The organism is Lactobacillus intestinalis (genome assembly GCF_024397795.1).
GTDB classification, from domain to species: domain Bacteria; phylum Bacillota; class Bacilli; order Lactobacillales; family Lactobacillaceae; genus Lactobacillus; species Lactobacillus intestinalis.
This window is the reverse complement of record NZ_CP072983.1, coordinates 476,299-500,771: the sequence shown is the minus strand read 5'-3', so window position 1 is coordinate 500,771 and position 24,473 is coordinate 476,299. Positions and strand designations below refer to the sequence as shown.

At 39.0% G+C, this 24,473-nt stretch carries 3 protein-coding genes; all 3 read right to left on the bottom strand.

The features are described 5' to 3' along the window. Positions 1-273: 273 nt before the first annotated feature. Positions 274-13,416: a mucin-binding protein gene (locus tag KBW87_RS02430; protein WP_057810325.1), complete on the bottom strand. Its 13,143-nt coding sequence runs from the start codon at positions 13,414-13,416 to the stop codon at positions 274-276. Positions 13,417-13,792: 376 nt separating this feature from the next. Then, positions 13,793-23,287, bottom strand: coding sequence for a mucin-binding protein (locus tag KBW87_RS02425; RefSeq protein ID WP_255807182.1), 9,495 nt, complete (start codon positions 23,285-23,287; stop codon positions 13,793-13,795). Between the two features lie 310 nt (positions 23,288-23,597). After that, positions 23,598-24,452 (bottom strand): alpha/beta hydrolase, encoded by an 855-nt coding sequence (locus KBW87_RS02420; RefSeq protein ID WP_057810321.1) that lies wholly within the window; start codon positions 24,450-24,452, stop codon positions 23,598-23,600. Between the last annotated feature and the right edge of the window lie 21 nt (positions 24,453-24,473).

Genomic DNA, 24,473 nt, shown 5'->3' with positions numbered 1-24,473 from the left:
TTAAATATTTTTATGTTATTTATTTTATATCTGTAAAAAACGTACATCATCTAATACCTTGCAGCTGTAAGAGTTATATACATTTTTACGTAACAATTATGATTTTATAAATTATATTTGATTTTTGAAATATATAGTTTAAAAAGTAAGTTTTTTTATAATAAATAGACTTCTCAGCAATTAAATAACAGTGATTGTTGTTATTTAAAAAGTATTAAGCAACAAAAAAGCAAGATGCTCTTTGCATCTTGCTTCTTTCTTAACTAATTTTCATTAGTCTTCTTTTCTACGGCGCTTCTTCACACCTGCAAGTCCGATTAATCCTAATCCTGCAGACAATCCGCCAAGTAGGGCTGCTGCTTCATTAGTCTTTTCACCGGTTTGTGGTAAAGTCTTGTTCTTTTCTCCACTCTTGGTGTAGTGTGGATTACCGTTTGCATCTACATAGCCAATGATTTCTCCGTTTGGTGCAACAATGTTGCCATTTGCATCTACTGTTTCGCCGTGAGGGCCAATATTGTTGGTCCAGCCATTTACGCTAGTTGCGTGTGGTGCAATATTGTTATTCCAGTAACCGTTTTGGCTATGTGGAGCAATATTATTGTTGTAGTTTGGCGTTGGCTTTGGTGTAGTTGGTTTTGGCTTATTGTTCTCCTTCTTTGGAGTAGCTGGCTTCTTAGGCTCTTCTGGAATGGTTGGTTCTTCTGGAGTCTTTGGAGTTTCAGGTTTCTTAGGAGTCTCATGCTTTCTGTAAACTACTTCAGTATCCTTGGTTGGATCTACTGGAGTGACAAAATCTTGATCAGGAGTATATCCATCAATAGTAGGAACTGGTTCATCCGGAACTACCTTAGTTGGATCAGTTGGATCGTTATGGTAACTTGGTTGATCTGCACCTGGAATTGGGTTGTGATCTGGATCAACTGGAACAATCTTACCGATCTTGTGGTAAACAACTGTTACGTTTGCGTCAGGATTTGCTGGAGTTACTGTCTTACCACCGGCAGTCTTAACTTCTGCAACATAGCCATCAATTACTGGAACGTTGATTGTGCCAAATGTGTAACTAGATTCACCATTGGTGAACTTGTGAGCTTGAACATCTGGATCACGAAGTGGTGTATTACCGTTATCGCCATCAACGAAAGTAATGGTTTGCTTACCATTAACTGTTTGTGGAGTTGGTTGTGGTTCTGGTGTTGGAGTAGGAGTTGGGGTTGGAACTTGATTCTTAGTGTAAGTTACAACATAGCTCTTATCAATATCACCATTACCATTTTGATCAACTGAAACAGTTTCTCCACCAACGTTAGTCTGATCTGGAGTGTAACCATCAACAGTTGGAGTTGCAACAGTTTCGTAAGTTTGACTTGAAGTCCAGCCATTATCCTTAACAACCTTACCAGTTACACGGTCATAAGTAATGCTATGTTCAAACTTAACAGTTGAAACGTTATCCTGTGGAGTTTGGTTTCCTGCACCTTGGTAGTGAACAGTTTGAGTACCAGTCTTTGTCAAGCTCTTAGCATCAGTACCATTATTCCACTTAGGTCCGTTTGGATCGTTAGGATTAATTGGTTGACCTGGAGTACCTGGCTTGTCTGGAGTGATTGTTACAGTGTCATGTTCAACAATCATGGTCAAAGTCTTGTTAGAACCATCAACAGTTGAAGGAACCGCAATATCTTGAACAAGCTTGTAACCCTTATTAGTCAAGTCAGTCACAGTCTTGTCATGATCATAAACAACCTTGCTGCCTTCATCAACTGTACCAGTAGTGTAGCCATAGTCAGTTAAATCAGTGTTAGTAGTCTTATCATGAACCACAATAGTTACTGAACCTTGAGCTGGAGTTGGAGTGTTCTTAGTGTAAGGAACATTAGTATCCTTAGTTGGTACTTCTGGAGTTACATTTGGAACATCAGTAGTCCAGCCTGGTACGTTTGGTGTTGGTTCATTTGGCGTTACCTTACTTGGATCGTTTGGATCATTGTGGTAGCCAGGTGTTGGCGCATCTGGAATTGGATTTCCGGATGGATCTACTGGAATGATCTTACCGATCTTGTGGTAAACAATGGTGATTTCCTTGTTGGCATCTTCTGGAGTTGCAGTTTGACCTTCGTAAGTCTTTTGGTCTGATACATAACCATCAATTACTACTGCATTTGCATCTGCGTACTTATGGCTAGTTTCATTCCATTGACCAGTCTTACCTGGCTTAGTGAAGACGAAGGTCTCGTTAGTATTGTCATCACGTAACTTATTACCTTGTTCATCTACATAGTGAACTACTTGCTTACCAACTACAGTTTGATCTGGTGGGGTTGGGGTAGTCTTCTTAGCGTAGTTGATTGTAATTACAATATTGCCATTTGCATGGTTGATTGTCTTAGAAGCAACTGTACCTGTAGTTGAATCAATATCACCCAAGTCTTCATTTGATGAAGAAATGTTAGTGATGTAGTATCCGTCGGCCTTTGGTCCGTCAACTTGTTCGAAGTTGCCGCTGTCGCTGTCTCCACCCTTGACTGTCCAAGTTAATGGAGTAGTCCATTGACCAGTTACCTTGTCAAGTACTCCGCTGCCAGTGAATTCAATTTCAGTATGGCTTGCTGGAATGTTCAATCCATCTCCAACGTAGTTAATAGTACGAGTTACGGTCTTAGTCAAATCAGTTCGACCAGTACCGTCTGGGTACTTAGGTCCATTTGGATCGTTTGGATTGATTGGTTGACCTGGCTTACCTGGATCCGTTGGAGTTACTGGAACAGTATCATGAACTAATTCAACAGTGTAAGTTTGAGTACCGTTAGTGTAAGTTACATTTCCTGTTGGGTAACCATCATGACTAAGCTTGTAACCTCGGTTAGTGTACTTAGTGATGGTGTCCTTAGTACTGTAGTTTACGTTTGATCCTTCATTACCAGTTGAAGTTGCAGTTTCCAAAGTATTACCAGTAGTCTTATCAACGTAGTTAACAATTACTGTACCCTTTTCCACTGGAGTTGGAGTTACAGGTTTCTTAGCCAAAGTAATTACAACTTTACTATTTTGACTGTTCGGATTGATAGTTTCACTAGCAACTACACCATTACTCATATCAACATTAGCTGAAGTATTGTTTTCACTAACCTTAACAATGTTGTATTGAGTAGTATCAATTGCCTTAGTTGCATCAAAGTCGTGATTATCCGCATTCCAAGTAATCTTACCTGCACCAGTGATCTTGCCATTTTCTACAGTTACCAATTGACCAGTTACAAGATCGACAATACCGTTACCGTTGAAAGTAAATGTTTGGTGAACTGGAGTTTCAGCTTGACTGCCATCTTCGTAAACGTAAGTTACATCACGAGTTACAGTCTTAGTCAAAGTTTGTGGTACGAAGTTGTCCGGAATCGTATGTGGATTGTTTGGATCATTTGGATTTGGAACTTCTTGACCCGGCTTACCTGGATTTTCTGGAGTAATTGGGGTAGTTGCATGAACTAAGTGAACTTCAAACTTGTTTTCACCGTTAGTAAAGGTTTCCTGACCATCATGGAAGTTATTTGATACTACGTTGTAACCTTTCTTCTCGTAATTTGCAATTCTATCAGCAGTTGTGTAATTGATCTTATCACCTACGTTACCGCCAAAGTTTGCATTTTCAAGAGTGGTACCAGTAGTGTCATCGATATAAACGATTGAACCATTTGCTGGAACTGGAGTTACAGGAGTCTTAGCGTAAACAACCTTAATAGTTGAACTTGGAGTATCCTTGCTTACAGTTTGAGCAGTTACAGCACCATCTTGACTAACAGTGAAGCCTGAGATGCCGTTACCACTTACAGAAACTACGTGGTAACCTTCTGCAGTCTTAGCTGCAATTGCATCAAAGTTGGCATCCTTATCTGGAGTCCAAGTTAAGCCTTGAGCTAAACCAGTGATCTTACCATTTTCAACAGTTACCCACTTACCAGTTACATTGTCTAAGTAACCTGAACCTTGGAACTTAGCTTCTTGATGTTCAGGAGTTAACCCTGGCATCTCATTACCTTTTTCATCAACATAAGTTACGTCACGAGTAATTGTGCGGTCAAGGTATTTCTTAGTGTAACCATCCTTGTCATCTGGATGATCTGGATTTACTGGAGTTACACCATGAACTAAATTGATTACCCACTTTTGACTGATATCATTCTTATCATCAGTGTTGTCGTAGTTACCAAATTTAATTCCAGCATAATTAGTAGCATCTAAGTTAGTACCGTTGTATGAAGCACCATCCCAAACGTAGCCCTTGTTCAATAAGTTTTGAATAAATTCTTGAGCATTACCAAAACTAATTGCATCTCCTTCAAGACCAGGTTGAGTGTAACTACCTAAATCTTGCTCTTGACCTGGAGTCACATCGCGAATAGTCAATTGAGCATTTTGTTGAGTCTTAGGAGCTTCTGGATTCTTAGTCAAAGTAATAACAATTGTACTATTTTGACTTGATGGAGTTATGGTTTCCTTAGCTACTGCAGTGTCAGTAACTTGAGCACTAGTATTAGTTTCACTTACATTGGATACGTAGTAACCATCATGGTTAATTGCATCTACATTACCAAATTCTTGTGAATCATGGTCCCAAGTAATCTTACCTCGTTGATCAACAATGTTGCCATCCTTATCAACATTTACCAAGTTACCAGTTACCAAGTCAATAGTACCTTGTCCCTTGAAGCTAACAGTTTGAACTGAATCATCATTAGCCTTAGCGCCATTTGCGTACTGGTATTTAACAGTACGAGTGATGCTCTTCTCCAAATCAGTCTTTGATAAGTTTGGATTGCTTGGTGTTGGTGTGCCTGGATGTTGTGGATCTACAGGATCAGTTGGATTTGCAGGTTTTTCTGGAGTTACTGGACGTGTACCGTGCTTTACATTAATTACAATTCGTTGATCGCCATCAGTGTATTTAGTTGGAATTGTTGGTAATTCACCGTCTAGTACATAGCCCTTGTTTTCAAGTGCAGGCAAATCCTTATCATTTGGATTGTAACTGTATGAGGTTCCTTCATCTTCCTTAGTTTGTGTTCTACCATAACCTGGAATATCAACATTATCAGTTGTGTCGTGGTAAACAACTTCAATAGTTCCTTGCTTGATTGGAGTTGGAACATCATTCTTAGTGTACTTAACAGTTACTGTGTAGTCTGCACCAGTGTGACTAATCTTAGCACTATCAACGTTTTGGTGATCAGTTGTATCCTTATCAACACTTACTACGTGGTAGCCTGGGATCTTAGGTGTAGTTACACTGTTGAATGTTTGATCTCCTGACCAAGTTAATTCCTTAGTCCATTCACCAGTTACCTTATCAAGAACACCCTTAGCAGTGAAGTGTACTGGTTGTTGTACATCATTTGGAGTGTATTGATCTGCTCCTTCGTAGTGAACTGTACGAGTAATGTCCTTAGTAAGATCAATTTCACTAGTACCAGTTGGATACTTAGGTTGTTCATCCTTTGGACGTGGATCATTAGGGTTGATTGGCTTATCTGGAGTACCTGGATTGTCTGGGGTTACCGGAACAGTGTCATGTACCAAGTGAACTTCAAAGTCGTTCTTAGAAGCATCCTTGTTAAAGACTTCTTTACCATCAGTAAAGTTGTTAGATACTAACTTGTAACCCATGTTGATGTAGTTATTGATCTTATCTTGAGTTGTGTAATCAATATTAGCACCAACATTACCACTGAGTGAATCAGTCTTCAAAGTAGTCTGAGCAGTATCATCGATGTAAGTTACCTTACCAGTTGTAGTATCTGGAGTTGGAGCTGCATCCTTAGCGTACTTAACAGTTACTGTGTAGTCTGAACCAGTGTGGCTAATCTTAGCACTATCAACGTTTTGGTTATCAGTTGTATCTTTATCAACACTTACTACGTGGTAGCCTGGGATCTTAGGTGTAGTTACACTGTTGAATGTTTGATCTCCTGACCAAGTTAATTCCTTAGTCCATTCACCAGTTACTCGATCAAGTTCGCCCTTAGCAGTGAAGTGTACTGGTTGTTGTACATCATTTGGAGTGTATTGATCTGCTCCTTCGTAATGAACTGTACGAGTAATAGTCTTATCAATAGAAGCCTTGTCAGTGCCTGATGGATACTTAGGACCATCTGGATCATTAGGATTGATTGGCTTATCTGGAGTACCTGGATTGTCTGGAGTTACTGGGACAGTACCATGTTTTACGTGAATAGTTACAGTCGTTGTACCCTTAACAATTGATGGAGGAATATTACCATCAGTTGATACGTAAACGTAACCCTTATTTTCAAGGTTAGTTAAATCAGTACTTGGGTTGTAAGTTACTTGAGTACCAACATCTTGAGTACCAGTATCAGTACCTACCCCAGGCAAGTCCTTGTTATCAGTATCATCGTGGAACTTAACAATTAAGTTACCTTGTTCAGCAACAATTGGGTTGTATTGAACTACAACGTTAATATTGTCACTTGTATGAGTAATACCAGTGTAACTCTTAACGTTACCGTTGCCATCGTCAGCACCGTCAGTTACAACCTTTGAAGTGTAACCATCAATATGCTTAGTTGGAACTAAGTTAAAGCTACCTTCATCCTTAGTACCATCAGTGATTGTCCAAGTAATACCCTTAGTTTGATCACTTAGTTCCTTACCATCTGCATCAGTCCACTTACCAGTTATCTTGTCTAAGTAACCTGTACCTTGGAAGTGAAGAGTATCAGTTACAGGACTTGGAGTCTTATCGCCTGCACCTTCGTAAGTAACAGTACGAGTTACGTTCTTAGTTAAACTAGTCTTATCAGTGCCTGATGGGTACTTAGGGCCATCTGGATTATCAGGATTAATTGGTTGATCTGGAGTACCTGGAGTTGTTGGAGTTACTGGTTGAATACCATGCTTAAAGGTTACATAGAAGGTTTGAGTATTACCGTTAATATTGTCAAAGCTTGGCTTAGTACCATTTGCGTCAAAGCCGTTTGATACTAATACGTAACCTTGTTTTTCATATTCAGCAATCTTATTAGCAGTGCTGTAGTTAATACTATCGCCTGCTTCACCAGTTAATTGATCACTATGGCCTAAATCAATCGGGTGAGCTGGATCGTTTACGTCTTGGTAAACAACTAAGGCATTTTGCTTATCTGGAGTTGGAGCATCCTTAGTGTAAACAACGTTTACTACTTGGTCAGCACCACGTTCTGGAGTAGCAAATTTTACAGTCTTAGTGCCTGGAGTGTACCCAATTACTGTTGGTGAATCAACATCAGTAAAGGCATTCTTATCAGAAGACCAAGTACCTTCCTTAACGACTGCACCAGTTACTTGATCAACTGTGTTAGTTCTAGACCAATTAATAGTTTGAGTTGCACTATCATCAGGAGCCTTAGTACCATCTGCCATGATGTAGTGAACATGAGCAGTAGTAGTTGCAGTTTCCTTCTTTTCACCAGTTGCGTGTTTCAAGTAAATCTTGAAGCTTTGGTTAGTCTTAGAATTATTGTCAAAGCTTGGGTAAGTGAAGCCGTTAGCTGCATCCCCACTCATACCTTGACCTTCGGATTTTTCAAATGTGTAACCATTCTTCAAGTAGTTTTGCAATTGAGTATTTGAACCATCGAAGCTAATTTGCTTACCTGATTCGCCACCTGCTGAGTAAGTTGCCAATACACGTTGGTTTTGTGGATCATTGTCATCAATGATTTGTAAATCAGCAGCTTGAGCAGAACGGTTGTAAACAACAGTTACACGTTGGTTTACATTACGTTCTGGCGCATTGAATTGAACATTTTCAAGACTTGGAGTGTAACCATCTTTAGAAAGATCTGGTGAAGTTACATCAGTAAAGGCACTCTTATCAGCCTTCCATTCACCTTCATTTACAACTGCACCAGTCACCTTGTCTACTTTATTAGTTTTAGTGTAAGTAATAGTTTGAAGGTCACTATCTTTTGGAGCTTGTACACCATTATCAGCAACAACATAGTGAACTTGGGCAGTGGCTTGAGCAGTTTCAGTCTTATCTTCAGTATCGTGAATCAAGTAAATCTTGAAGTCTTGAGTAGTATTACCGTAAGTTGGGTAAGTGTAACCACTTTGTGCATCCCCACTAAGGTTACCAGCAGTCTTTTGAACCTTGTATCCTTGGCTTAAGTAGCTTTGAAGGATTTCATTTGAGTTAGCAAAAGTAATTTGATCTTCGCTCTTACCTTCGTTACTAAATGAAGCTAATTGCTTAGGTGCGTTAGCATCGTTGTTATCGATAATTTCAAGGGTTGCCTTTTGAGTAACTTCAGGTGACTTGTTCTTAGTGTAAGTTACAGTTACATCGTTCACCTTTTGACCTGGGTAAACAGTTACGCCACCAACAGTTGAAATGTCAACCTTGTCGTAACCTACTTCACTAGGAGTCTTAGAATCAACTGAACTCATATTTTGAGTTGTTGGAGTCCAAGCACGGTCCTTATCGGTAGTAGTTACATTGGTAGTTCCATCAGTACTGTAGCCTAAGATTTGACCAGTTACCTTATCAATAACGGCATTACGTTCAAAGGAAACGGTTTGAGTGTAAGTATTCTTACCATCTGGTGAACCATTTACTGGAGTAGTAGTTCCGTCTTCATTTACACCAACATAGTTAATGTGACGAGTTACTTCAGTAGTTAAAGCTTCCTTAGTTAAACCATCTGGGTAAACTGATGGCTTATTACGTGGGTCGTTAGGGTTAACATTTCTACCAGGATTATGTGGATTGTTTGGTGTAATTACTTCAGTTTGGTGACCGTAGTAAACATTAACCACAGCATCCTTGGTGTTTGCATCAACAGTTACATGATCCGCTTGTGCCAAATCAGGAGCAGTGTAACCAGAATTTGAAAGATCTGGTGAGGTTACTTGAGCCCAGTCACCAGTGTTCCAACCATCAGCAGTTGGTGCCTTAGTAAAGGTCTTACCATCATCGGTAACGCTGCCGTAACCCATATCTTGACCAGTTGATGAAACAACGTGCGTACGTGATAAAGTTACGTTTTGAGTAGTTGGATTTTCCTTAATTAATTCATTAGGAATCTTTTCACCGGTTACCTTGTCGTAGTAGTTAATTGTACGAGTTACAGTCTTAGTTTCAGTAGTACCAGTGTAAGTCGGTGCTTCTGGAGTTTTAGGATTGTAAGTAACAACAGTTGTTGGGTTTTGATTTGGATCTGGAATTGGTCCTGGAACATTAGTCTTGTCTGGAGTGTATCCATCAAGGTTTGGTGTTGGTACATCATTGTAGTGATCTGGAGTAGTCCAATTTCCAGTTGGAGTTGTTACACCAGTTACCTTGTCCTTAGTTCCTGGACGAGTCCAAGTAATAGTTTGAACGTTGTCTGTTGGCGGAGTAGTCTTACCGTCTGAAACAACGTAGTGAACAGTTGAAGTAGTAGTCTTCTTGTCAGTTACATTTTCAGTGTCGTGAACTAAGTACAACTTGAAGTGTTGATCACTGTTGCTGTCGTTATCAAAGTTGCTAAAGTTGATTTGATCATATGAAGTTGGGTTAGAAGTTTGGTTTTGATCATTTACAAAACTATCGATCTTGTAACCTTTAGCAATTAAATCAGCAACGTAGTTTGCAGAACCACTGAATGAAATTGGGGTACCAGTCTTACCACTATTGTTAAAGTTGTTAAGCTCCTTGTTATTATCAGTCTTGTCATAAATAACAAGATCAGCTTTTTGATCAACTTGAGGATTTGGATTGTAAACAACAGTTATTACTTGATCACGGTTAGGTTGTGGTGTAGTAAAGTTAGCTACAGCTTGATCTGGAGTGTAACCAGTAAGCTCAGGTGAAGTTACACTAGTAAAGCTGTTCTTGTCTGGAGTCCAAGTTCCTTCAGTAGTTGTACCAGTAACTTTGTCAGTAGTGTTAGTTCTAGTCCAATTGATTGTTTGAGTTGGGCTATCTGCTGGAGCAGCTGGCTTGTTAGCTTCGTTACCTGCTACAACATAGTGAACGTGAGCATTAGTAGTAGCCTTTTCAGTCTTAGTATCAGTTCCGTGAACCAAGTAAATATTGAAGCTTTGAACATTGCCATTAATACTATCAAAATTACCAAAGTTAATGTTTGAAGCAGTTCCAATTGAATTGCCATTTGCATCAGTTGCACTATCAAATACGTAGCCTGAGTTCAAGTAAGCTTGAAGGGTTTGTGGTTCACCGTCAAAGCTGATTGCACTACCCTTGGTACCATTGTTATTTTCAAAATTAGATAATTGCTTATTATTTTCAGTCTTATCGTAAATAGTAACCTTGGCTTTTTGTGGAGTATCTGGAGTCTTAGCATCTGGAGTGTAAACAATAGTTACATCGATATCACCAGAATCTGGATTTACAGTAACTGCATCTGCACTACCATCAGCGTTAGCATTTACATAACCTGTGATGTGGTAGCCAGCAACAGTTTGTCCAGCAACGTGAGCTAATGTACCAGTTGAGGGACTCCAAGTTGTAGGACCTGTGGTACCAGTTACCAAGTCCTTAGTAGCAGTTCCAGTAAAGCTTACCTTTTGATCTGCTTGTGGGGTCAAGTGACTTTCTGGCGTAGTACCATCAGTAAAGATGTAGTGGAAACGACGAGTTACATCTTCATTAGTAGTTACTTGTTTAGTTTGGTGACCGTAGTAAACATTGTAAACAAGATCTTGAGTATCTGGTGTTACATCATGTGCTGCCACAATGCTTGCATTATCTCCATTTTGGAATTCAGGAGCAGTGTAGTTGAACGCACTAAGATCGCTTGAAGGCTTGGCATTAAATTGAGTACTACTTTCACCATCAGCAGTATGCCAATCTTGGCGTTTAAGGATTGACTTTCCATCTGCACTAATCGTACCGTAACCTACAAACTTACCATCTTGATCCAAAATTTGAGTACGAGTGAAAGTTACTGAATCAGTGACTGGATTTTGTGAAATCAAGTTAGATGGAATCTTTTCACGGGTCACCTTATCGTAGTAGTTAATTGTACGGTGAATAGTCTTAGATTCTTCAACGCCTTGGTGGTAAGTAGGAGTTTGAACTGGATTCTTAAAGTGAACAACAAATGCTTGGTTGGTGTTGTCATCATTATCGTAAACTGGGAAGCCAACACTAGTAAAACTACCACTAGCTGCACCATTAGTTACATCACCAGTTGTACCATTGTAAACATAACCTTGGCTAATCAAGTTAGCAACAGTAGTACCTGCATTGTCAAAGCTAATTTGACTACCTGCATCCCCACTTGCATTTTGTTGTGGACTTAAACTTGCACCATTATTATCATCGTTAACAAAAGTAATGCTTGCCTTTTGCTTGTTAACAACAGGAGTAGCAGCCTTGTAAAGAATAATTACATCTTGGTTACCATTAGTTGCATTATTAACAAATTCAGATTTAGCACCATCAGCTATCCCACCTGACCTTAAAGTAGGACGAGCCATATCACTAACATACATAGCTTTCCAATCAGTACCATTATAACGTTCTGCGTCATAAGCATTCAAAGTTACAGTACCCTTGGTGTCTAATTGTTGGGTTACATAGAGTCTATTGGGACCAGTATTAGTAACAGTAAAGTTAATATCACCGGCACGATAGTTTTTAATTTGACCAGTCAATGGCGTATCTAATAAGTCCGATGCCTTAATTGCTACACCGTTATTAGTAGTTAAAGTACGATCAGTAGCCAATTGACTTGCATCATATACTCCATTATTTCTCTTAACTAGATCATAAGTTTTACCATTAGCAGTAATTTTGTCATATTGAGCACCATTTAAGTTGTATTCTTGTCCTGAAATGGTGTCAGCAGATACTTTATGAGCTAGTAATTCACCAGTATCTGCATCTACATACCAAACATTTTGCTTTACTTTAATTGGAACTAATCCACCAATACTTTGCCAATTACTGCTTTCAACAGTCTTACCGCCGTTATTCCAGATCATTTGTAAAGTACGAGCAGATTGATCAGCAGATCCACTAGCTCCATTAGTAACTGGACTTTTACCGTCTCCATCAGTTACATCTATACGAGTAAAAGTATTTAATCCTGTGCCTGGAAGAGAACTTGTAATTGTCTTAACATAATTATAAGTTCCTCCCTGGTAAGTGTTTCCATTTGTTTGGTCAATAGTTAATTTACCACCAAGAGTAGGTTTACTTGGGGTAGTTGACTGTGAAGAGCTTGCGACTAGTTGTCCATTAGCATAAAGATAAAGCGTTTGTCCCGGATTAGATCTATCAGTAGCGAGGACATAAGTTATCTTTCTAGATGTATCATAGTCAGCCACATATCCATATTTATCAGCTGGAATACCAGTTACAGTAGTGTTATATCCACTTGGATCAGTAAAGTTAAAATCGATAGTAGTATTAGCAATATCTGTTGCATCACTGCTTCCACTTCCACTAGTAGTTTGAACAAATGAAGCACCAAACAATTGTGCTAATGTTTGTGAACTAAATTGTTGTACATTAACTTCGTTACTTTCTAAATTTTGAGTATTTGCACTAAGTAATCTGTTAACTGCAAGAGAAGTCTTTTGAATTCCTTTATCAGTTGTACCAGTTACTCCAAGCTTAGAAAGATCCACGCTAACTGTGTTGTCATTAGACTTATTGTCTTTTTGGTTGGTATTACCTTGAATACCAGCAGTCTTTAAAGTTTGACTTGCTGCAGCTACTTCATTAGTAGTTGCTAAAGTAGCGTTACTATTATCAATAGCCTTAGTTACATTACTTTCAGCACTTTCGGCAGCTTTAGTTGCTTCTTGAGTACTTGATTGTTTTGCACTTTCAGCACTAGATTCCTTATTAGTAGTTTCAGTCTTGCTATTTGAGTTTGTAACATTTTCTGCTTTTTGCTTTTGAACTTCAAAAGCCTTTTTAGCATTTTCTGCTACTTGATCCTTAGTAGTTTGATTTTTATCACTTTTTGCAGATTTTTCAGTATTTTGTTCAGTTTGTTGAACTGAAGTATCTGCTTGAGCACTTTCAGTTTGAGCCTTTTCTACAGCAGAACTTTCAACTTTATTTTGATCTGCTGGAGCTTCTTGTGATTGTGCATTGTCATTAGTTTGATTTTGTGATTGTGCTTGCGCTGCTTTAGCAGCATCATCACTTTTTTCGATAACAACTTTAGTATCGTCAGTAATCTTTGGCATTTCAGTCTTGCTATCATCAGCAGCATGATTGCCATTATTACCATCATTGCCATTATCGCTAGCTTGAACGACATTTTCATTACTCATCCAAAGAGTCGTACCAAGCAATACAGAAGCCGCACCAATCGTCAATTTCCTAATTCCAAAATGAGATTGACGTTCAGCGGCATTTTCCATTTTTTTAATACGGTTATTCTTCGAAACCATATCTCAGTCTCCAAAATTCTTAATTGCTAGTAAAAACAATTTCACTCTCTTACATTTTTTATCTAACACCATTAGAATAACACGTTTTATTAAAAAACATCAATTATTTTTTAGCATTTATAAAAAAACTTAATGTGTTTACGTTTACGCCCTGTAGCGATTAACAAGATAAAAGGTAACTAAGTTCTCATCTATCTTTTTAGTAATTAAATAACATTACTTTTAATTATTATACGTATTTTTTATAATTTTATTCTCTACAAAATTGAAATCTATACTTATTTCTTTACTGATAGCAATATTCATTTTCTATATAAAAAAACAAGATGTATAAACATCTTGTTTCCTTATTAGTAATAACTAATACCTTCAATATCTAATCCTTACGACGCTTCTTTACCCCAGCAAGTCCAATCAAACCGATTGAAGCAGCTGCGGCACCTAAGATTGCGGCGGTAAGATCATCTTTTTCACCAGTTTGTGGCAATTCGTTATTAGCAGCTTTCTTTTCTGCAACAGGAGTTTGAGAGCTGATACCTTCAATATAATGAGGTTCATTATTTTGAACATAGCCAACAACTTGACCACTTGGAGTTACGATTTGACCTTCAGAGGTAATTCTTTGGCCATGAGGAAGTACAATCTTAGTTCCACCATTGTGAGTAGGTTGAACCTTTGGAGTTTGTGGCTTAGCTTGCTTCTTAGTTGAAGTTACTTGTGGGTGCGGACGAACCGTTTCATTCTTCTTAGGTTTATTGTTGTTTGGAACCACCTGTGGGTGTGGACGTACCGTGTTATCTGTCTTATTGTAAACCACCTTAGTATCTTCAGTTGGAGAAGCTGGGGTTACGGTATTTTGACTTGGAGTGTAACCTGGAACGTTTGGCACCGGCTCGTTTGGAAGGACCTTGGTTGGGTTATTTGGATCGTTTTGATATTGAGGAGTGCTTGCACCTGGAATTGGGTTGCCATCTGGAGTTACCGGAATGATTTCCCCAATTTTATGGTAAACAACTACAACCTTAGCATCAGGATCTTGCGGAGTAACCGTCTTGCCACCAGCAGTTTCAAGGTTAGCAACATAGCCCTTAATAACTGGAACTTTAATTGTGCCAAAGGTATAGCTTGATTCAGTTGATACACCATTGTTCAAAGTAAAGGTGTGAGTTTGAACATTAGATGGAAGAAGTTGAACGCCATCGCCATCAACAAATTCAATTGTTTGTTTAGCCTGAATGGTAGTGACATCAGGGGTTACAGGAACATTTGGATTATTTGGTGTGTAAACAACCGGCGTATCTTTGGTTGGTGAAGTTGGAGTTATGGTGTTTTGACTTGGAGTATAACCTGGAACGCTTGGCACCGGCTCGTTTGGAACGACCTTGGTTGGGTTATTTGGATCGTTTTGATATTGAGGAGTGCTTGCACCTGGAATTGGGTTGCCAGTTGGGGTAACTGGAATAATTTTACCAATTTGATGGTAGATTACAGAGTCACTGATATCTTTTTGAACCACTTTTCTTCCTGGCAAAATGTTGCTTACGGGGTAACCGTCCTTTGACTTAGGATCAGCGACATAACCTTTGATTACTGGAACTGGAGTGTTTGCATAATCGGTCTTGTTGCTAGTCCATGGCGTATCAGGATTAAGAATTTTACCAGTTACTTTATCGATAGTAAGCGTCCGCGTCCAAGTTGAAGTTTGAACGGCTGGCTTGGCGAGCTCTTTGCCATCTTGATCAACGAAATGAACTGTTGAAGTGTAATTCTTGGTGTAATTATCCTTTGCAGGCCACTTTGGTCCGTTTGGATCATTTGGATTAATTGGAGTTCCTGGTTCATGCGGATTGTTTGGCCCTACAGGAGCAGTTCCATGTTTTACGTCAATGGTAATAGTTTGAGCGGTCTTACCAATTACACTTGGAATTTGAACGTTTGGAGTTACGATTTGATAACCCTTATCTTCAAGATCAGTCTTCACCTTGTGCCAGTCATAGGTAACTTTGCTGCCACTTTCCTTATTACCAGAATTGTAGCCGTATTGTGGCAAGTTAGTATTGGTGGTTTGATCGTGGACAGTAATGGTTAAAGAACCCTCGGTTGGAGTTGCTGTGTAAACAACCTTGGTATCTGTCCCTGGGTTAGTTGGAGTAACGTTTGGTGTTTGTGGAGTGTAACCCGGAATTGTTGGTACAGGTTCATTTGGAGTTACATTAGTTGGGTTGTCTGGATTAGTGGTATATGGAGGATTTGGCACATTTGGAATTGGATTACCATCTGGAGTTACTGGGATTATCTTCCCATTTGGTGAGTAAGTTACGTTGTAAGTCTTTGTTGGATCATTCGGCGTAGCTTTGAAACCACCTGCTTCAGCAGTGCTTGCGTGGTAGCCTTTGATGACTGGAGTTTTAACAGTGCCAAAGGTATGCTCGCTTGGAGTCCAGTCAGTAGTTGAGATAACTTTACCCGTTACATTATCGACTGTGGCCGTTCTAGTGAAGGTAGTTGTTTGAACATTGTCCTTTGGAGTTTCGTTTCCTGCACCTTCATAATGAATGGTTTGAGTACCTGTCTTTTCAAGACTATCTTTACCAGTATCATCAGGCCACTTTGGACCGTTTGGATCGTTAGGATTGATTGGTTGGCCCGGTTCGCCAGGTTTATCTGGGGTTACCGTGGTTGTACCATGAATCATGTGAATGGTGATGTCATGTGCACCCTTAGTAATTTCCTTTGGTACATTGATGTCTTGACCTGGAACTAACTTGTAACCCTTGTTTTCCAGATCTTTAATTGTGGTATCTGGATTATAAGTGATGGAAGTACCAACATCTTTCTCACCTGATTGGTAGCCAACACCTGGAATGGTCGTGTTAGTTGTATCATCGTGGAAGGTAACCGTGACTGAACCAGTTTCTGGAGTTGGTGTTTCATTCTTGTGATAGATCACTGGAGTGTCCTTGCCTGGATTTTCTGGAGTGATCGTGCTCTTATCTGGGGTGTAACCCGGAATTGTTGGTACAGGTTCGTTTGGTGTTACATTAGTTGGGTTATCTGGATTAGTCGTGTATGGAGGATTTGGTACGTTTGGTATTGGAGCCCCATCTGGTGTAACTGGAATAATTTTACCGTTTGGTGAGTAAGTTACGTTGTAGGTCTTTGTTGGATTATCTGGTGTTGACTTAAAGCCACCTGCTTCGGCTTTATTTGCATGATAACCCTTGACAACTGGGGTCTTCACAGTGCCAAAGGTATGCTCGCTTGGAGTCCAATCAGTTTCTGAAATGACTTTACCAGTCACATTATCAACAGTGGCCGTTCTAGTGAAGGTAGTTGTTTGAACATTGTCCTTTGGAGTATTTTCACCAGCACCCTCATAATGAATGGTTTGCTTACCATCCTTCTCTAAGCTGTTCTTACCAGTATCATCTGGCCACTTTGGTCCGTTTGGATCATTAGGATTGATTGGTTGGCCTGGTTCACCTGGCTTATCTGGAGTTACCGTGGTTGTACCATGAACCATGTGAATCACAATATCATGAGCCCCTTTGGTAATTTCCTTTGGTACATTGATGTCTTGACCTGGAACTAACTTATAACCTTTATTTTCCAAATCTTTAATGGTTGGATCAGGGTTGTAATTTACTGGGGTATTGACGTCTTTAGTACCTGATTGATAGCCAACACCTGGAATGGTCGTATTAGTCGTATCGTCATGGAAGGTGACTGTAACTGAACCAGTTTCTCGAGTTGGAGTTTCATTCTTGTGATAAATCACTGGAGTATCTTTGCCTGGATTTTCTGGAGTGATCGTATTCTTGTCTGGGGTGTAACCTGGAATTGTTGGCACTGGCTCATTCGGTGTTACTCCAGTTGGATTATCTGGATTAGTGGTATATGGAGGATTTGGTACATTTGGTATTGGAGTTCCATCTGGTGTAACTGGAATAATTTTACCGTTTGGTGAGTAAGTTACCGTGTAAGTATGAGTTGGATCACTTGGCGTAGCCTTAAAGCCACCAGCTTCGGCTTCATTTGCATGATAACCTTCGACAACTGGGGTCTTCACGATATTAAAGTCGTGTTTCTTTGGCGTCCAATCAGTTTCAGAGATTACATCCCCAGTTACCTTATCGACAGTCTTAGTTCTAGTAAAGCTAGTAGTTTCGACATTATCCTTAGGAGTCTTCTCACCTGCTCCTTCATAATGAATAGTTTGCTTACCGACTTTTTCAAGACTATCTTTGCCAGTATCATCAGGCCACTTTGGTCCATCTGGATCATTTGGATTAATTGGCTGACCAGGTTCGCCCGGTTTATCTGGGGTAACGGTTTGAGTACCATGAACAAAGTTAACCCTAAAGTCATTAGCACTTGCATCCCGTGAGAAAGTTTCTTCCCCATTCTTAAAGTCACTATTTACAAACTTATAACCTTGATTTTCATAATTAGCAATCGTAGCCGTTGTAGTGTAAGAAATCTTCTCACCAACGTTACCCTTCAAATCAACCGTTGATAAAACTTTCTTAGCAGTTTCATCATAGTAAGTTACCTTACCTTCAGCCGTGATTACATCGGGAGTTTTAACATAAGGAACCTTCACATCATCGCCTGGATTATTGCCCGGCTTGACTGGATCACCTGGTTGACCACTTTCTGGTTTATAACCTGGAACGTTTGGCACTTTCCCATCAGTAGTTGTGGTTGGATTATCTGGATTAGTTGGAAAATGAGGGGTTGGTGCATCTGGAATTGGGTTGCCATCTTTATCGACTGGAATAATTTTTCCGTTTGGTGCGTAAGTAACCACATTTCTAAGATTCTCCATGGTTACCTTGAGAGCAGGGATTTCTGCCTTATCTGCGTAATAACCTTGAACAACTGGAGTTTTGACTAAATCATAATCTTCCTTGTTAGCCTTCCAATCAGTAGTGTATTGACCATTTTCTACTACTTTTTGAGTTACATCGTCAATCGTCACTGTTCTAGTCCATTGAGCATGTTGAACATTATCAGCTGGGGTTGCACTACCTGCACCTTCATAGTGAACAGTAGCAGTGACATCTTTTTCATATTCACTTGGACTGACATTCTTATTTGGATGGTCTGGATTTACTGGACTCATTCCATGAACCATGTGAATGACAATATCATGGTTACCTTTAGTAATATCCTTTGGAATATTGATATCTTGACCTGGAACCAACTTGTAACCCTTGTTTTCCAAATCTTTAATCGTTGGATCTGGATTATAGTTAATTGGAGTACCGACATCCTTAGTACCCGATTGATAACCAACATCAGGGATAGTGGTGTTATCGGTATCATCATGGTAGGTGACAGTTACTGAACCAGTTTCCGGAGTTGGAGTTTCATTCTTGTGATAGATTACAGGAGTATCTTTACCTGGATTTTCTGGAGTAATTGTATTCTTTTCCGGAGTATAACCAGGAACGTCGGGCACAGGCTCATTAGGAGTAACCTGAGTTGGATTAGTCGGATTATTTTCATATGGAGGATTTGGTACATTTGGTATCGGATTACCATCTGGGGTTACAGGAATAATTTTACCAAGTGGTTTATAAGTTACGGTGTAAGTATGAGTTGGATCATCTGGTTTTGCTGTAAAGCCACCGGCTTCAGCTTCATCAGCATAGTAGCCCTTAACTACAGGAGTTTTAACTTTGGAATAAGTATAAGTTTCCGCATTCCAACTCCCCATCCGAATAATTTGTTTGGTAGTAGTGTCATAAAGATCGCCTGAATAAGTGAATGTAAAATCACTTTGAACATTATCCTTTGGAGTTAAGTCACCCGCACCCTCATAATGAACAGTTTGCTTAGTAACGATAGTCCGTTTATTTATAAGTTCAGTTCCATTAGGGGCATAAGTAATCACTACATTAATATCATTAGAATTGTGATTGACCGTAATTTCGTTAACGGTTCCGTTATTTTGAACATTGGCGCTTGTAACATCTTGACCATTTGAATTTGCTTCTACCTTAGTTACATGATAACCCTTGATAGAAACTGCTGGAATTTCGTTCAAACTGCCACTTGCTGGCGTCCAAGTTAAACCTTCAGCTGCTTGGCCATCTTCAGTGACCCACTTACCAGTAACTTTATCAAGATAACCTTGAGCCTGGAAAGCAACACTTTGGGTTTGATTTTTTGGAGTTAAGTCGCCAGCGCCCTCATACTTGATCGTCCGCGTGATAGTTTTAGATAAATCAGTTGCACTGGTGCCATCAGGGTACTTAGGGCCATTGGGATCATTTGGATTAATTGGTTGACCCGGCTTGCCTGGATTAGTTGGGTTAACTGGTTGAATGCCGTGCTTCATGTTAATAACGATGTTTTGGTTTTTAGATGGAATTGCAATTGGCAAAGGTGGAACTTTTTTATCTGGATAATCAGGAACATAGCCTTGATTTTCCAAAGTCTTCACATTGTTATCGTAGTCAGTTGGCGTATATTTAGTATTAGTCAATGGAGTTTCAGGATCATAGTCGCCAGTATTCCCACCAACATTTGGAATTGTGGTATTAGTGGTGGTATCGTGGAAGACAACTGTCACATTATGTTTTTCGACAGCTCTCTTTAAAACAACCTTGAAAGTTGGACCAGGAACATTTAATTGAGCACCCTTTTCAGCAGCTTGAATGATGGCATCTTTAGTTAAACCATCAATGTTATACTTGTGCGGTTTAGTATCCCATTCATTAGAAACAATGGTTGGATAACCAGCAGCTTCAGCTTTTGCCAGGTCAGGAGCCTGGTTATAGTTAATGGTGTTTGCGGTAGGGATGCCATCTGCATTAAAAATCACATCCCCATCTTGATTAGTTTCAACAGGAGAAGCCGTTGCAGTACCAACAATCGGTTGATTATTATCCTCAATTGGTTGACCCTCAGTATTGACATAGTTAATGGTGGCAGTTTGAGGCCCAATAGCGATAATTTCTGGAACTGATGGAGTTACTTCCTTAGTGATAAGTTGATGACCATTATCTCCCTTGCTAGTATTAACTGTTCTTATAGGATCATCTGGATTTGAAACATTAACGTTGTAATAGGTCCGAGTAACAGTGATCGTTCTCCCTGGAGTACCTTTTTGTAAAACTTTCGTTTCACCAGGCTTGAGTGAATCATCATACTTAACAATAACCTTCATGGCATGATCATCATTGGTTACCACATCATCTTCAGTTGGAATATTTGTGGCAATTAGGGCGACTCTTTGTGAGAATTCTGGGTCGAAGCCATACCCTTGACTGTTTCCCGCAAGCCAGCCATGCTTTACCCCAACTTGACTATTTGGCGTAATATCTTCAAGGTGTGAACGGTGCATGTTATAGGCCAAGGTTAAATCTTGAACACCCTTCCAATACTCACTTGATGAATTATTCAAATCACGAATAGATTGCTTAAAGGTATCAAAATCTTTGTCATTAAAGGTATCAGCAGAAATATCTTCATCCATCCACTTATAAGCATTGTAAGTATTGCCGCCTACATTCCAAAGGTTGTGCGGCCAGGAGTAGAACAAGTTACCAGTGTGTTTGCCTTCTGGATCCATTGGCACAACATTTTGGAAGGCACCAGGAGTAGTGACGGAATTCTTTTGGAAGTTAACATATTTTGCACCTTCAATATTTACGGCAGTCCCTGTTGGAGCATCGTTGTAAGAGAAGGAGACAATTTCACCAAAAATATTCCGATAGTCACTTTGACCATCAAAAACAGCATTATTGCCAATTGTAATAGATGGGTGGGAACTATTTTTAACAGAAACAATGTTAAAGTTGTCGACGTAATTTGGTGAGCCATTCTTCCAAGCATTAGTTAAGTGATACTTAAATGTCGCATCATGATCAACAACCATTTGCGCATTTTCACCTAAACCAATGTAGTTACCACCATTCCAAATCCCAGCCATATCTTTACCATTAGACTGAAGATCTACAACGGAGTGTGGTGAAATTTCAACTCTAGCCTGCGCATCGACGTCAATAGCGACCCCATTACCACCATTTCTAAATTTCAAAATACTGTGTTCACCAGTCACAAATTGAGCATTATCACCAATTAATACCCCATCACGACCATATAAATTGAAATTAGTAAAGTCACCGAGCTTAAATTCATTTTGATTATTTCCTGAACGAGTAACAGTCCGGTCATTGTACCAATTGTTCATGTTATAGGCACCATAAATAGTAGTATTACCACCAACTGGTTCTTCAAAGACGATACCACGTCCATGACCTACATTTAAGTTAATCGTGGCACCAACACCTGTAGTAAATGAACCATTTTTATAGGCTCGAATAGCTGTATTAGCATTTCCAATACTAAATTGGCTTTCACTTGCACGTAAATCTGGTTGATTTCCATTCTTCAAATTAACCGTCAAAGTGGCATTATTATCAACTTTTACGTGGCCCATTTGTGATTGATTATTCCCAGCAGTAACTACAATCCCATCACCATCAACTTGACGATTAACAGTTAAGTTGGCACTTTCATCAACATAAACATTTGAGGCAACGATGTTAGCGTTGTACCAGTTATTTTGATTAATTCCTTGCCAGCTATTACCAATTTGATTAGTAATTTGAGAAGAAGTTGCATGTGGAGCTCCATAGTCAACACTTGTAGTAGTGTTACCTTTAATATGAACATCCCCAGAACCAATATACAAAGAAGAGCCTGAGGATTTAACATTATCAAAAGTTACCTGCGTACCTTGAGAGGAACTAACAGCCCCATTTTGACTCAAACTAGTAATGTTCATATTGGCAAAAGTAACATTACCAGTCGCAGTTAAGGTTCCCGAACCTAAATTAAGACTTGCCCCATTTACACCATTAATCGTAAAGGTTTGGCCATAGCCTAAATTCAAATTTCCATTCGCATAAATTGTGCCTTGAATATTTACTCCTTTGGCATCATTATTAATGGCATTTTGAACTCCCGACCAATCCGTTACAGTTTGGTAGTCATTGTTAGACTTAGTTTGGTCATTTTTATTGTTAGTATCAACCTCTTCATCTGGGGTTGCCACTAATTTAGCATCTAATGCCAACTTAGCTAGTTCACTATTTAAATTATCTAACTTGACATTAGTTCCTTTTAAGGCAGCTTGGGTTAAATTGTAATTTTGTGAATTTTCTTTTTTAGTAGTTTTACCCAAATTACCCGATTGAGCTGAGATTTGAGGAGTTTTAGCTACTGCTTGAGTTTGAGTTAGATTTTTAGTATTAATTGTGGCATCTTGTTTTAAAGTGATGTTGGCTTTTTGACTTTGTGTAGTATTACCTTGAGAAGTCGGAGTTTCAACTGATTTTTGTACTGGTTGTGATTGTTTAGTATTAGCCACTCGTGCAGCTTGAGTGGTACTTGTTTTAGGTGAAACTGGCGCCTTCGATTGACTACTTGCTGGAACTGAAGCAGTTGTAGAAGCTGCTTGAGTTTTTGAAGTATTTGAATTTGTGTTCCTTGAAGTAATATTTGACTGTTGAGTATCTTTATTAACTTGAGCCTCTACTTTTTGTTTAGGCTGAGTAATAGTTTGTGATTGTGCTTGCTGTGGAACCTTAGTTTGAGCAGTATTAGCTGAATCATTCTTTGAAACTACAACTACCTTTTTTGCATTTTCAGTATCAACAACTTGAGCATTAGACTTTTGTTCTTGATCTCCTTCACCATTAGTATCAGCGTGAACTTCTTTGGTCTGTGTCCCCACCCAAAGAGTAGTTCCTAAAAGTACAGAAACCGTACCAATCGTTAACTTTCTAATTCCAAAATGAGATTGCCGCTCAGCGGTTGCTACCATTTTTTGACTACGATTATTCTTCGATAGCATAATCATTGCCCCCTACTTAATTCTTCTGTTATGTTTGCGTTTGTTATGTTTTTTACATTGTTATGTTTTTATGTTTTCACATGTTGATGACCCTCTGTCAAAATCACCTTCATACTCAAATAATAACATTCTTTATTTTATTTGCTAGTATTTTGATACGTGTTATTTAATATTTTTATAAATATTTATAAACTCTTTTCTGTATATTGCTACTAGGAGTAAGCATTCAGCCTGATTCATTAAAAATAAAAAACAGGTAACTTTTTTAGAAAATTACCTATTTTTTGTTTTTTCATTGTTATGTTATTACTTATTTTCCCCACAAGAATTTGATTAACAATTTATCAACTTCTGGGTTTTCATGTAGACGACTATGTTGAGCACCAGCTCCTGTAATTAGATGTTCTTCATAATGCTTGGCTCTTGGGGAAACAAGATATTTCAAACTTTTAGCACTATGAATAGTAACGTCTTTATCAGAATGAGTGCCATCCTGCAAATCACCATGAATATTCATTACACTGGCGGTCTTAGGATAAGTTTGACGTAATTTCATCAATTGCTTATAGTCACTATCCATCTTGCTTAGACGACCAGCCTTATTTACATGAGCATAAGCAGTGGATTGAATTCCACGAATTCCATTAAAGTGACCAGCAATATCAACTTGACGATTTACTTTAGGGAAATTCTTGTTTTGGCCATAATACAAAAGCATGAACATGATATCCATGTTACCCAGTGAATGGCCAACTAAGTTCATCTTCTTGAAGTTATATCTGCGTTGAATAGCTTTTACAGCATTATAAGCATAACGTGCATCGGTGCGATAGTTACCATTTCGATTATCTTGATAACCCACCATAATAATTGGATTTTTTGCATTTTTAGAAATTCGACCACTTAAACTTACTTGGCCGTTTCTCTTAACAATTGCAGTGACTACATCATTGGTTACTCCTCGATTCTTTGCCGCATTTACCATATGACGTTCTGCATTAACACTTGATCCCCAACCATGGAAGAAAAAAGTTGGAATAGAACGGCTACTTCCATTTTGAACATGTTTAGTATTGATACTTTTTGCACTACCTTTTGTGCATCCTGTAATAATCAAAAGCAAAAGTACAACAGGAAAAACCAATGACAGCCATATTTTCTTCATATTTTTCACCTCGGTCACATA